Raw genomic sequence first — 12921 nt, 5'->3', positions numbered from 1 at the left:
GGGGAGGGGGCGCTCCGGCGTCCGGCGCGCGAGGCGGAACGGGGCTCTGAGTATCCGCTGGGTTTCCTTGTGCCCCGAATGGGGGGTGTGCAAGTCTCGGTTGATGTCACTGCGCCGTGGATCCGCCCGGGCTCGACCGTCACCCAACCGATCGCCCTCCTCCTCGCCGAGGCCGACGACCGGTCGCGCGAGGCGCTCGGCCGGTCGTGACGAGCAGCCGCCGAGGCGCGGACCCGGGCGCCTCGCGCTCGGACTCGGCACGGTCGGCGTGCTGGCGCTCTGCTCGCTGGGGGCCGCCGCCGGCGTGCACGCGGCGGGCGGCGACGACGCCGCCCCGGCCGCGATCATCGCGAAGATCCTCGGAACCTACGAGACCGACGGCTCGATCGGCACCGACGCCTCCGACCTGCAACCCGTCACCGGGAGCGACGGCGACGCCGGCGGCGGAAGGGACGGCGGGTCCGGGCAGCCGCCCCCGGCGGCCGCCCCCGCGACCCCGGGGCCGGCCCCGGCTCTTTTACACAACTCCCCGAAGCCGACGCCGGGCGAGCCCACTCCTCCCCGAACCCGAGCCCACGCCCGCACCCGACGCGCCCGCGCCGGTCGAGCCGACCGACCCGATGTCGCCCGAGTACAACCCGTACACGACCGAGGGCGACCCCGCGTACGTCACCGATGCCGAGAAGTCCGCCTGGCTCGGTCGCGAGGCGGTCGTGCGCGAGTGCATGGCCGCCGCCGGCCTCGAGTACCTCGACTGGCAGTGGTGGCAGGGCGGCAGCCCGCAACCGGCCGGGCAGTCGCCCGACGAGGCGGCCGCATGGTCGGCTGCACTCCGCGGTGCGGGCGGGGTCGACGACGGATGCCGCGCCCAGGGGCAGCGTGCCGCCGAGGACGCCACGGCCGCCGGCACGCCGCTGACGGCACCGGTGCCCGCGCTTCCCGGCCCCGAGGTGCCGACCGAGCGCGAGAACTGGCTGGAGTTCCAGGCCGCGGTGCGCACGTGCATGGCCGAGCAGGGCTACGAGTACCGCTACTGGGAGTACTGGAACCCCGCCTACGACTCCACCGACGGCTCGGCGGCGATGCCGACCGGACTCGACGATGCGACGCGCGCGGCATGGAACCTCGCGGCGTTCGGCACCGCCGATCCCGAGGGCGGCGCCCCGAACGACGGTGGCGGATGCTGGGCGATCGGGCTCGCGGAGAGCGGCTACCGCACGTTCGACTGACGCGTCGGTCAGCCGGCGATGAGCGGTCCGAGGCCGAGCGTCGACGTGCGGTCGCTGCAGACCGGGATCGCCTGCGCGACCGTGACGCCCGGGCCGGCCCCGTCCGACGAGAGGAACGCGCGCAGCGCGGTCGAGGTCGTGGCAGGGCAGCCGTATGCGCCCGGCATGCCGCCGTGCAGCGGTGCGATCGCGACGCCGCCGTTCGCGGCGAGCACGGCGAGGTCCGACGAACCGCCCTCGGCGAGGGCGGGCCCGCCGAGCATCGCGCCGTCGGCGTCCTCGGCGACGAGCCCGGGCCATCCGTCGAACGAGCAGTCCGACGCCGACACGTTGGTGAAGACGAGGTTGGCGAAGAACTGTCCCGCGCCCGAGTCCTGTGGTCGGGCGACGTAGGCGAGTGCCAGCTGCTCGTCGACGCACTGCGCGGGCGTCGCGTCGGGTTCGGACGCCTCCGGGGCCTGCTCGGTCTCGGGGGCCAGCGCCTCGGCACCATCGCCGCTCGTGGCCGCATCGGCGGCGGGAGTCGGCGTCATTCGGGGCGTGGAGGTCGGGGCGGCCGTCGGGGTGGCGGTCGTGGTCGCGCGAGTCGTCGCGGCAACGCCCTCAGCCGAATCGGGGCCGGTGCTCGCGCCCGCGCATCCGACGAGCGCCGCACACAGGATGGCGCTCCCGATCACCGCACCGACGAATCCCGCTGCCCGCATCGCACGCTCCCTCGCGCCGCGAGATGCGCGGCTCGGCATCGTATCGCCGGCCCGATTCAGGGAGACCAGTGCCAGCCCGGATGCGGGAGCGTTGGCCCGACGAGGCCGCACGCCTCACCGGATCACCGCATGGATGGGGAGCCGGGCGGCGCCGATCCCACGTCTGTGCGTCGGAGTGGGAGCCGGCGCCGACTCAGGCCGACAGGGTCTCGACGCGGCCGTTCAGCTCGGCGGCATCCGCTCGCCAGAGGTCGACGACGGATGCCGCGAGCCGCGCTTCGAGCCCGGCGAGGGCCTGCACCCGGAACGTGACCGCAGCGGCCGGTGACTCGGCCTTCGCGAAGCCCTGGGTGAGCGAACGCATCCACGACTCGGCCGCCGCCTTCACCGCGGTGTAGTTCGCGCCGCCCGCGGTCGGCCGCTCGACGGTCGTCGACGACACGATCGCGATGCGCCCGGCGGGGGAGGCGAGGAGATCGTCCCAGAACACGCGGCTGACGTAGCGCAGCGCCGTGAACGACCGCTCGAGCACGCGGTAGTCCTCCTCGGTCTGGCCCGGGATGCCCCCGCCGCCGCGCCAGCCGCCCACGAGGTGGATCACGCCGTCGACGTCGCCGACGCCCGCGTGCACGCGCATCGCGAGCTCGAGCACGTCGTCGCCGTCGGTGAGATCGGCGCGCTCGCCGACGACGCCGGGGATCTCCGCGACGAGGGCGTCGATGCGGCCCTGGTCGCTGCCCACGGCGATCACCGTGGCTCCGGCGTCGACGAGGGCGCGCGCGAGGACGCGGCCGGAGGCGCTGGTCGCGCCGGCGATGAGCACCGTGCGGTCGGCGAGGACCGAGCCGGCATCGTCCGCGGGTTCCGTGGCGCCGGTGGGGTGGTCGGTCATGTCGGCTCCTCCTCGAGCTTCTCGACGTCAGGCGAACGTACGCTGCTCAGGACCGAATCCACGATCCGGTCCTGAGCAGCGTACGTCGTCCTGACGTCGTGCCGGTGGTCAGGCGTCGGCGGCGGTGATGCCGACGGTCGACTCGATGACGGGCTTCATCTTCTTGTCGAGCGCCTCGTAGAACATCGAGAGCGGGAACTCGTCGTCCATGACCAGGTCGGTGTAGCCCTTGGGCGGGCCCGCGAGCACCTCGCGGGGCAGGCCCTCGGCCCACACCGACGCCGGGTTCGGCGTGACGACGCTCGTGACGAGGTCGTACGCGGCGAGCCAGTGCACCGTCTTCGGGCGGTCGATCGACTTCCAGTACAGCTCGTCGATCGCATCGCCGAGCTCCACCACGGCATCGGGCACGGCGTCCCAGTCGAAGCTCAGCGAGACATCCGTCCACTCCAGGACGTGCTTGCGGTGCAGCCATGCGAACAGCAGCTGGCCGCCGAGCCCGTCGTAGTTGCGCACGCGCGAGCCCGTGATCGCGAAGCGGAAGATGCGGTCGAAGATCACGGCGTACTGCACGAGCTTGGCGTGCTCGAGCAGCTGGGCCTCGACGTCGGAGAGCGACTCTCCAGCGGTCGACCTGGCACGCAGGCTGCGCTCGATCTTCACCGACTCGCGGAACGCGGTGAGGTCGCACCGCAGCTCCTCGAGCGAGTAGAGGAAGAACGGCATGCGCTGCTTGATCATGAACGGGTCGAACGGCAGGTCGCCGCGCATGTGCGTGCGGTCGTGGATGATGTCCCACATCACGAACGTGCGCTCGGCGAGCTCCTGGTCCTCGAGCAGTGCCGCCGCGTCGGCGGGCAGGTCGAGCTTCGTGATCTCGGATGCCGCGCGCACGACCCTGCGGTACCTGGCGGCCTCGCGGTCCTGGAAGATCGCGCCCCACGTGAACGGCGGGATCTCGCGCATCGCGACGGTCTCGGGGAAGAGCACGGCCGAGTTCGTGTCGTAGCCGGGCGTGAAGTCGACCAGCCGGAGGCTCACGAACAGCTTGTTCGAGTAGTCGCCCGCCTCGAGGGCGGCGATGAACTCGGGCCAGATCGTCTCGACGACGAGCGCCTCGACGTGACGGTCGGGCGAGCCGTTCTGCGTGACCATCGGGAAGACCACGAGGTGGCGGATGCCGTCGATGCGGTGCTTCTGCGGCTGGAACGCCACGAGCGAGTCGAGGAAGTCGGGCACGCCGAAGCCCTCGGCCTGCCAGCGCCGGAAGTCGACGACGGATGCCGCGAGGTAGTCGGCCTCATGCGGGAACCGCGGCGCCAGCGCCTCGATCGACGCGACGATCGTGTCGACGAGCTCGCCGGCGCGGGCGTGGTCGGATGCCTCGGCCACGGAGCCGTCCTTGGCCTGGAGGCCCTGCAGCTCGGTCGCCGCGGCCTTCAGGGCGAGCCACGCGGCATCCGTCTCGACGCCGGATGCGAGTGCGAGGTCGGCGGCGGTCGGCTCGTCCTCGAGGACCTCGGGTTCGCCGATGATGGCGTCGGCGGTGATGCTCGACATGTGAACCTCCGTTCCTCGGGATGCGTGCCGATCGGCACTGAGGCGCGGCGGGAATCGCCGTGCAGATCAAGGCTACGAGGCATCCGTCTGCGATTGATTGAGAATCCGCGCGTGATTCCTGCGTCGCGACGGCGTGACACGACAGGATTCGCCACCCGGCGAGCGATGCGTGCGTGCGTGCGGTGAGGGCCGCTACAGGGCCTTGACCATGTGCAGCGACGCGGCCTCGAATCCGAGGTCCTCGTAGAGCTCGATCGCCGGCACGTTGTAGGCGAACACGTTCAGGCCGAGCATCGGGGCGCCCTGCTCCTTCGCGAAGGCGGCGGCGTACTCCATCGCGGCGCGGGCGTGTCCGCGCCGGCGGTACGGCGCGCGGATGTGGATGTCCCACACCCACCACTGGTCGCCGCCCTCGGACCATGGGCCGAGCCAGAGCCATCCGACATCCTCCCCGTCGGCGAGGATCGTGAAGAGGTGCTGCCCGTCGATGAGGTGGCGCCCGTCGGGGAAGAAGCGCGCGAGGGAGGCCCGCTTGCCCTGGATCGCCTCGGCCTCGGTGTCGCCGGCCCGCATGCGCGCGGCCTCGTAGTAGGCCATTGACTCGGGGAGCCAGAGCTCGACGTCTTCCTCGGACATGGGCGCGTATTCGATCGGCATGCCATCATCGTCGCATCGAGATCGGTCGGACGCGAGGCCCGCGCCGGGTCATCTGGCGTGTCGTCGGGCGGGCGTCACCAGGGTTCGTCGGCGCGCGGGAGGAAGGCCCGCACCTTCTCGACGGCGTCGGGGAAGCACTCGTCGAGCACCTCGGTCGCGGTGACCTCGGTGCCGTAGTCGCCCGTGAGGCGAAGTCCGACGACGGTGTTGATGAGCATGCCGATCGCGAAGAACGTGCGGGCCTCGTCGGCGGAGAAGCCGCCCTCGACCCGGGCGAAGCGCCACAGGCTGCTGAAGCCCTCGCGGGCGACCCGGCCGATCTCGGCCTCGCCGCCCATCGCGGTGGAACCGGCGATCACGGGGAGCATGCCGCGCTCGACGAGCAGGCCTGTGTACGCGGCGCCGAGGCGCTCGCCGCGGCTTTCGACGGGGCCCGGGAGCGCCTGCCGGAAGGCGTCGAGCACGCGCCCGTAGGCCCGCTGGATGACCTCGATGTAGAGCTTCTCCTTGGTGCCGAACAGTCGCACCACGTAGGGCTGGCTCACGCCGGCCGCGCGGGCGACCTCGTCGGTCGTGGTGCCCACGTAGGTCTTGGCGCCGAAGACGGCGGTCGCGGCGACGAGGATCTGCTCGCGACGCTCGACGGCACTCATGCGGGTCGCGGGTGCGGTGGGAGCTTCGACGGCGGCTTCGACGGTCATGCTTGACATGTTATCAGTCGATTACTACAGTGCATCCCAGACCTAAGTAATCATCCGATAACAACATGGGAGAATCACATGTCCACCACGGTCGAAGACCAGGCCGGAGCCACCCCGGCCGTCGCCTCGGGGGCGGATGCCGCGGGCCGGGCGCCCGTCTCCGGGGCCGCAGGCTCGGGGCGTCGAGCTCCGCGCGCACTCTGGCTGGTGCTGCTCGCCTCCGCCCTGCCGATGTTCATGGCGACGCTCGACAACCTCGTCATGACGAACGCACTGCCCGTGCTGCACGCCGAGTTCGGGGCCTCCGTCGAGGAACTGCAGTGGTTCATGAACGCGTACACCCTCGCGTTCGCGAGCACGATCCTCATGGCCGTCGCGCTCGGCGACCGCTACGGACGACGCACGGTCTTCGTGATCGGCATCGTCGTCTTCACGCTGAGCTCGGCCTTCGCCGCGCTCGCGACCGACCCCGGGCAGCTCATCGCCGCCCGCGCACTGCAGGGCTTCGGCGCCGCGGCCATCATGCCGCTCTCGCTCACCCTGCTCGCCGGGTCGGTGTCGCTCGCCCGACGCCCGCTCGCCATCGGCATCTGGGGCGGCGTCGCCGGGCTCGGCGTCGCCGTCGGCCCGCTCATCGGCGGCGCCGTGATCGAGGGCATGTCGTGGCAGGCGATCTTCTGGATCAACGTCCCGGTCGGAGTGGTCTCCGTCGTGCTCGCGCTCATCGCACTGCCGAACGGGTTCGGGGCGAGGCTCCGGGCCGACGTGGTCGGGCTCCTGCTCTCGGGCGTCGGACTGCTCGCGCTCGTCTACGGCATCGTGCGCGGCAACGACGCGGGCTGGGCGAGCGCCGAGGTGCTCGCCGGGCTCATCGGCGGCGGCATCCTGCTGCTCGCGTTCCTCGCCTGGGAGCAGCGGGCGTCGGCGCCGCTGCTGCCGCTGCGCCTCTTCCGCGACCGCAGCTTCTCGATCGCGAACGTCGTCGGCTTCGGGTTCAGCTTCGGCGCCTTCGGGTCGATCTTCATCCTGATCCAGTTCCTGCAGGTCGTGCAGGGCGCGAGCCCGTTCGAGGCGGCGCTGCAGACCTCGCCGTGGACCCTCGCGCCCATGGTCGTCGCGCCCCTCGCCGGCATCTTCGCCTCGCGCATCGGCACCCGCACGCTCATCGTCGCGGGGCTCGCGCTGCTCGGCGGCGCACTGATCTGGCTCACGACCCTGCTCGAACCCGGCGTCGAGTACGCCGCCTACGTCGTGCCCTTCATCGTCGCCGGCGTGGGCATGGGGCTCGTCTTCGCCCCCTCGGCGACCGCGGTGCTGGCCACCATGGCACCCGACGACCACGCGAAGGCCAGCGGCACCAACTCGATGGTGCGCGAGATCGGCGTCGCGCTCGGCATCGCCGTTTCGACGGCCGTGTTCACCGGCGCCGGCGGCCAGCTCGTGCCCGATCTCTACACGGTCGGGGCCCAGCCCGCGGTCGTGGTCGGCGGCGCGGTCGTGCTCGCCACGGCGCTCGTGGCCGTGCTGCTGCCCTCGGGACGGACGCGCTCGGGCGCACCGGCGGTCGCGGCGCACTGAGCTGCACCCGCGCACCCGCGCACCCGAACGGCGGCCGCGGTGCAGGAGATCGGGCTGCATACCTCCTGTGAGCAGGGATGCAACCTGATCTCCTGCAGTTGGCGCGGAGACGACGAAGCCCCCGCCCGGATGCACCGGGCGGGGGCTTCTGCGTTGAGGTCAGTACGTGCTCGTCACGGCGTTCGTCGTGGCCAGCACCGAGAAGAAGACGATGGTGAGGATGATGCCGATCACGATCGACGCGAAGCCGATGATGACGGCGGCGAGGGCGAGGCCGCGGCCACGCTCGCCGGTCTTCTTGACCTGGCTGAGGCCGATGAAGCCGAGGACGATGGCGACCACGTTGAAGCCGATGATCGAGAGCACGAAGCCGACGATCGACAGCACGTTCCACTTCTCGGACGGCGTGACCGGCGCGGCCGGTGCGGCAGCGGGAACGGGGGCGGGAGGCAGATCAGACATACGGGGCTTCCTTCTCGAAGTCATGGGCGGAGGACGACCGCCCGATGCAGCGTGGCAGGTCTGGCGGTCACCCGTCAATGGGGAGTACTCTGCGCCCGTCACGAGAGGAAGCCCGGCGTCACGTGACGCGTCAGCCCGCGAGCACCTCGGCGATCGCGCCCGGAACCCGGTCGTCCTGCAGCGACGTCGTGTCGCCGAGCGGCCGGCCCTCGGCGAGGTCCACGAGCAGGCGCCGCATGATCTTGCCGGAGCGGGTCTTCGGCAGGTCGGCGACGAAGACCACCTCGCGCGGCTTCGCGATCGGTCCGATGGCCGTCGTGACGTGGGCACGCAGTGCCGCCGCTCGGTCGGTCGTGCGCGTCGAGGCGCCGGCCGCACCGGTCAGGGCGTCGGATGCCACGACGAACGCCACGATCGCCTCGCCCGTCGTGGCATCCGAGACGCCGACGACCCCGGCCTCGCCGACCGACGGGTGCGCGACGAGCGCCGACTCGATCTCGATCGTCGAGAGCCGGTGGCCCGAGACGTTGATGACGTCGTCGACGCGGCCGAGGAGCCAGATGTCGCCGTCGGCGTCGACCTTCGCGCCGTCGCCCGAGAAGAAGTACCCGCGGTCGGCGAAGCGCGCCCAGTAGGAGTCGCGGTAGCGCTCGGGGTTGCCCCAGACGGTGCGGGCCATGCCCGGCCAGGTGCCGTCGACGACGAGGTAGCCGCCGTGGCCGCGCGCGACATCCGCCCCCTGCTCGTCGACGACGCGCGTCGTGAGCCCGGGCAGTGCGCGAAGCGAGGAACCGGGCTTCAGCGTCGAGACGCCGGGAAGCGGCGCCATGACGGCCGCACCGGTCTCGGACTGCCACCACGTGTCGACGATCGGGGCCGTGCCCGCGCCGACCTGCTCGCGGAACCAGATCCACGCCTCGGGGTTGATCGCCTCGCCGACTGAGCCGAGCAGGCGGATCGACGACAGGTCGTAGCCGCCCGCATCCGGCCCGGGGATGCCCGCCGGGAACCACGTCATGAGCGAGCGGATGAGCGTGGGCGCCGTGTAGTACGTCGTGACGCCGTAGCGCTCGATGATCTCGAAGTGCCGCCCGGGGTGGGGCGTGTTGGGCGTGCCCTCGTAGATGACGCTCGTCGTGCCCGCGAGCAGCGGGCCGTAGTGCACGTAGCTGTGCGCGGTGACCCACGCGAGGTCGGCCGTGCACCAGTAGACGTCGTCGGGCTTGGCGTCGAAGACCGCCCAGTAGCTGTACGCGACGTGCGTGAGGTAGCCGCCGGTCGTGTGCACGAGGCCCTTGGGCTTCCCGGTGGTGCCGCTCGTGTAGATGATGAAGAGCGGATGCTCCGCGTCGAAGCTCGCCGCCTCGTGCACGTCGGGCTGGCGGTCGACGACCTCGTGCCACCACACGTCGCGCCCGGGGGTCCACGGCAGGTCGGGCGTCTCGTCGCCGGTGCGACGGATCACGAGCACGTGCTCGACGGATGCCACGCCCGCGACGGCCTCGTCGACGGCGGCCTTGACCGGCACGGCCGTCCCGCGGCGGAACTGCCCATCGGTCGTGATGACGAGCTTCGCCCCGGTGTCCTCGACGCGGAAACGCAGCGCCTCGGCCGAGAACCCGCCGAACACGAGCGAGTGCACGGCGCCGATGCGGGTGATCGCGAGGGTCGCGATGACGGTCTCGAGCAGCACCGGCAGGTAGACGACGACGCGGTCGCCCGCGACGATGCCGAGCTCGGTGAGCGCGTGCGCCGCCTTCGCGACCTCGCGCTGCAGCTCGGCGTACGTGAGCGACCGGCGGTCGCCGCGCTCGCCCTCGAAGTGGAAGGCGACCTTGTCGCCGCGCCCGGCCGCGACGTGGCGGTCGACGGCGTTCACGCTCGCGTTGAGCCGGCCGCCTGCGAACCACTCGGCGCGGGGCACGCAGAGCTCGCCCGTCGCGGGGTCGGTCACGGCCGGATGCCACGTGTGCGCCGTGTGCCACCGCTCGGTCCAGTCGAGGCGCTCAGCCTGCTGCGACCAGAACGCGATGCGATCGGCGGGTGCGTTCGCGATCCACGCCTCGTCGACGTTCGCTTGCGCGGCGAACGCCGGCGGCGCGGGGAAGCGGCGGTGCTCGTCGAGCAGGCCCGAGATGGTCGGATTGCGGTCGGCCGCGGCATCCGTGGTTGAAGTCGTCGTCGTCACGCCCACTTGCGCACCGCCCATCGTTCGAAGAGGCCGACGAGTGCGTCGGTGAGCTTGCCGAGGATCGCGAGCAGGATGATCGCGAGGAAGATGCGGTCGATGCGGCCGTTGTTGCCGGAGTCGACGAGGAGGAACCCGAGGCCCATCGAGCTGGCGATGAGCTCGGCGGCGACGAGGAACAGCCAGGCCTGGGCGAGCGCGAGGCGCAGCGCCGAGACGACCGAGGGCACGACCGCGGGCAGCTGCACCGCCGCGAAGAGGCGGAGGCCGCGCAGGCCGAACGCCCGGCCGGCCTCGAGCAGGTGCTGGTCGACGTGCCGCAGGGCGGCGGCCACGATCGTGTAGACGGGGAAGAACGCGCCGATGGCGATGAGGATGATCTTCGAGTCCTCGCCGATGCCGAACCAGAGGATCAGCAGCGGGACCCAGGCGAGCGACGGAACCGCGCGGATCGCGCCGAGCGTCGGCGAGAACAGCACGTCGCCGAGCCGCGAGAGCCCGACGAGCGCGCCGACCGCGAGGCCGAACGCGGCGCCGATCGCGAAGCCGATGAAGACGCGCTGCGTGGAGATGGCGACGTAGAGGCCGAGGAGGCCCCGCTGGGCGAGGTCGACCGCGGCGAGCCACACCATCTCGGGGCTCGGCAGCATCGAGACGGGCACCTGCCCGCTCGTCGAGACGAGCTGCCACGTGACGAGCAGCGCGATCGGGATGAGGGCGCCGCCGACGACGACGAACCAGCGGCGGTCGACGAGCCGGCGGCGCGAGCCCGGACCGGTGGGTGGAGCGGGGGTGACGGATGCCCCGCGCCCGGCCGCGACCGACGTGTTCGACCCGTTCACGGCGACGCGGATCGCGTCGCTCTCGTGGATCATCGGACCGGTCGTGGTCACAGGGGGCAGCGAGGCATCCGTCATCTCAGGTGGTTCCTACTCGAAGCGCGACGGGTCTGCTGCCGTCGCGAACTCGTCGTTGATCAGGGTGTCGAGCGCCTCGTCGACCTGCTCCTGCGAGGCGACGTCGCCGAGCTCGACGAAGATCGGGCCGATCTTCTCGAGCACCGCGACCTGCGCGTCACCGGGGACGTTGTCGACGTCGAGGTTCGTGCGCTCGTCGATGACCTTCGTCGCGACGGCCTCGTCGAGCCCGGCGACCTCGGCGAGGATCGCGGCGGTCTCCTCGGGGTTCTCCTCGGCCCACGCGCGGGCGTGCTCGTAGGCGTCGACGACGGCCTGGGCGACTTCGGGCTTGTTCTCGATGAAGTCCTCGGTGGCGTTCAGGAACCCGTAGCTGTTGAAGTCGACGTTGCGGTAGAAGAGGCTCGCGCCCTCCTCCTCGGCACCGGCCATGATCGGGTCGAGGCCCGCCCAGGCGTCGACCGAGCCGTTCTGCAGCGCGGCCCAGCCGTCGGCGTGCTGCAGGTTCTGCACGGTGATGTCGGATGCCTCGAGCCCCTCGGCCTCGAGCGACTGCAGGAGGAAGAAGTAGGGGTCGGTGCCCTTGGTCGCCGCGACCTGCTTGCCCTTGAGGTCGTCGACCGAGTCGATGCCGGTGCCGTCGACCGTGACGAGGGCGGCCCACTCGGGCTGCGAGTAGATGTCGATGACCTGGATGGGTGAACCGTTCGAGCGGGCGAGCAGGGCGGCCGAGCCGGCCGTCGAGCCCACGTCGATCGCGGCGGCGCGCAGGGCCTCGTTGGCCTTGTTCGAGCCGGCCGACTGCACCCAGTTGACCGTGAGGCCGGCATCCTCGAGCCAGCCCTGGTCCTTGATGACGAGGCTCAGCGGGTTGTACGTCGCGAAGTCGATGTTGAGCGTCTGGCCCTCGAGCGAGGCGGCCTCGCCGGATGCGGCGGTGTCGGGCTCGGCGGCCTGGCCTTCGCCGGCGACGCAGCCCGAGAGCAGCAGGGCGCCGGCGGCGGCGCCCGCGACGAGCGCGGATCGCAGGAACGGTGCGGTGGGGGACATGGGATCTCCTCTTCGGGGTGACGCGAGGTGCTGTGGCGCGTCGATGCTGGATGGTGCGCGGACGGGGTGGTGCGTCAGTACGGGTAATGCGGAATGGTGGTCGTCGCCTCGATGCCTCGGGCCGAGCCGTGGCGGTCGATGCCGAGTCCGTCGAGCAGGCGGCCGCGGAGCTCGGCGAGCTCGGCGGACCCGCGGTCGCGCGGGCGGTGGCCCGGCACGACGATCGTCTGCGTGACGACGGCGCCCGGGATCTCGCCGTCGTGCCCGAGCAGGATCACGCGGTCGGCGAGCTGCAGCGCCTCGTCGACGTCGTGCGTGACGAGCAGCACGGTCGCGGGCTCGGCGGCGTGCACGTCGAGCAACAGGTCCTGCATCTTCAGGCGCGTGAGCGCGTCGAGGGCGCCGAACGGCTCGTCGAGCAGCAGCACGGCGGGGTTGCGCGCGAGCGCGCGGGCGAGCGAGGTGCGCTGCGCCATGCCGCCCGAGACCTCGCGCGGGCGGTGGTCGGCGAAGTCGGCCAGGCCGACGAGGTCGAGGAGGCGCGTGACCTGCTCGCTGCCCGCCGCCCGAGGCGTGTCGCGCGGCAGCCCCAGAGCGACGTTGTTCGCGATGGTGCGCCACGGCAGCAGGCGCGGTTCCTGGAAGCCGACGGCCGAGCGGGGGTCGAACGGTCTCACGGTGTCGCCGCCGATGAGCGCGACGCCCTGCGTGGCCTGGTCGAGACCGCCGGCGATGCGGAGCAGCGTCGACTTGCCGCATCCGCTCGGGCCGAGGATCGCGACGATCTCGCCGGCGCCGATCTCGAGGTCGATGTCGCGCAGCACCTGCCGGTCGCCCGATTGCGAGGCGAACGCGCGACCGATGCCGCGGAGGGACACCGGCGCTGCTGCTGCCGACGGCGTGGCCGCCGCGCGCCCGGCGGCGCTCGGAGCCGCGTCGCGAGCGGTGACGGATGCCGCGGTCATGGCGTCTCCTCGGAGGAC

12 protein-coding genes are annotated in these 12921 nt (G+C 71.9%); 2 read left to right on the top strand and 10 right to left on the bottom strand.

Annotation, left to right across the window (positions count from 1 at the left end; all coding sequences use genetic code 11):
• Positions 1-620 precede the first annotated feature (620 nt).
• Complete coding sequence (locus ACR3IO_RS10515) at positions 621-1229, top strand: hypothetical protein (RefSeq protein WP_434071143.1); 609 nt, start codon at positions 621-623, stop codon at positions 1227-1229.
• 8 nt (positions 1230-1237) lie between these two features.
• Here ACR3IO_RS10515 and ACR3IO_RS10510 read toward each other — a convergent pair whose 3' ends face one another.
• The 5 genes from ACR3IO_RS10510 to ACR3IO_RS10490 all read right to left on the bottom strand — a co-directional run bounded on the left by ACR3IO_RS10510 (position 1238) and on the right by ACR3IO_RS10490 (position 5743).
• Complete coding sequence (locus ACR3IO_RS10510) at positions 1238-1762, bottom strand: DUF4232 domain-containing protein (RefSeq protein ID WP_434071142.1); 525 nt, start codon at positions 1760-1762, stop codon at positions 1238-1240.
• A gap of 364 nt (positions 1763-2126) precedes the next feature.
• On the bottom strand, positions 2127-2825 hold the full coding sequence (locus tag ACR3IO_RS10505) for an SDR family NAD(P)-dependent oxidoreductase (protein ID WP_434071141.1): 699 nt from the start codon (positions 2823-2825) through the stop codon (positions 2127-2129).
• A 108-nt stretch (positions 2826-2933) separates the two neighbouring features.
• Positions 2934-4385 carry a DUF6421 family protein gene (locus ACR3IO_RS10500; protein WP_434071140.1) on the bottom strand — a complete coding sequence of 484 codons (1452 nt, stop codon included), beginning with the start codon at positions 4383-4385 and terminating at the stop codon, positions 2934-2936.
• A gap of 192 nt (positions 4386-4577) precedes the next feature.
• A complete protein-coding gene (locus tag ACR3IO_RS10495; RefSeq protein WP_434071139.1) occupies positions 4578-5042 on the bottom strand; it encodes an N-acetyltransferase family protein in 465 nt (154 codons plus the stop codon).
• A 74-nt stretch (positions 5043-5116) separates the two neighbouring features.
• Positions 5117-5743, bottom strand: coding sequence for a TetR/AcrR family transcriptional regulator (locus ACR3IO_RS10490; protein ID WP_434071138.1), 627 nt, complete (start codon positions 5741-5743; stop codon positions 5117-5119).
• 78 nt (positions 5744-5821) lie between these two features.
• Between ACR3IO_RS10490 and ACR3IO_RS10485 the strand changes: the two genes are divergently transcribed.
• A complete protein-coding gene (locus ACR3IO_RS10485) occupies positions 5822-7321 on the top strand; it encodes a DHA2 family efflux MFS transporter permease subunit (RefSeq protein ID WP_434071137.1) in 1500 nt (499 codons plus the stop codon).
• A 159-nt stretch (positions 7322-7480) separates the two neighbouring features.
• Here ACR3IO_RS10485 and ACR3IO_RS10480 read toward each other — a convergent pair whose 3' ends face one another.
• The 5 genes from ACR3IO_RS10480 to ACR3IO_RS10460 form a co-directional block, all read right to left on the bottom strand.
• A complete protein-coding gene (locus ACR3IO_RS10480) occupies positions 7481-7783 on the bottom strand; it encodes a DUF4190 domain-containing protein (protein ID WP_434071136.1) in 303 nt (100 codons plus the stop codon).
• A gap of 130 nt (positions 7784-7913) precedes the next feature.
• Positions 7914-9992 carry an acetate--CoA ligase gene (gene acs, locus ACR3IO_RS10475; protein WP_434071135.1) on the bottom strand — a complete coding sequence of 693 codons (2079 nt, stop codon included), beginning with the start codon at positions 9990-9992 and terminating at the stop codon, positions 7914-7916.
• Positions 9968-10888: an ABC transporter permease gene (locus tag ACR3IO_RS10470; RefSeq protein WP_434071134.1), complete on the bottom strand. Its 921-nt coding sequence runs from the start codon at positions 10886-10888 to the stop codon at positions 9968-9970. Before ACR3IO_RS10470 ends, acs begins: the two co-directional genes overlap by 25 nt.
• A gap of 12 nt (positions 10889-10900) precedes the next feature.
• On the bottom strand, positions 10901-11938 hold the full coding sequence (locus tag ACR3IO_RS10465) for an aliphatic sulfonate ABC transporter substrate-binding protein (protein ID WP_434071133.1): 1038 nt from the start codon (positions 11936-11938) through the stop codon (positions 10901-10903).
• Positions 11939-12012: 74 nt separating this feature from the next.
• The gene (locus tag ACR3IO_RS10460; protein WP_434071132.1) at positions 12013-12903 is read right to left on the bottom strand and encodes an ABC transporter ATP-binding protein; all 891 of its coding nucleotides are present in this window, start codon (positions 12901-12903) and stop codon (positions 12013-12015) included.
• Between the last annotated feature and the right edge of the window lie 18 nt (positions 12904-12921).

Source organism: Agromyces sp. Marseille-Q5079 (assembly GCF_051016555.1).
GTDB lineage: Bacteria > Actinomycetota > Actinomycetes > Actinomycetales > Microbacteriaceae > Agromyces.
Note: the sequence above shows the minus strand (reverse complement) of the source record. Positions and strands in the feature narration are given on the sequence as shown.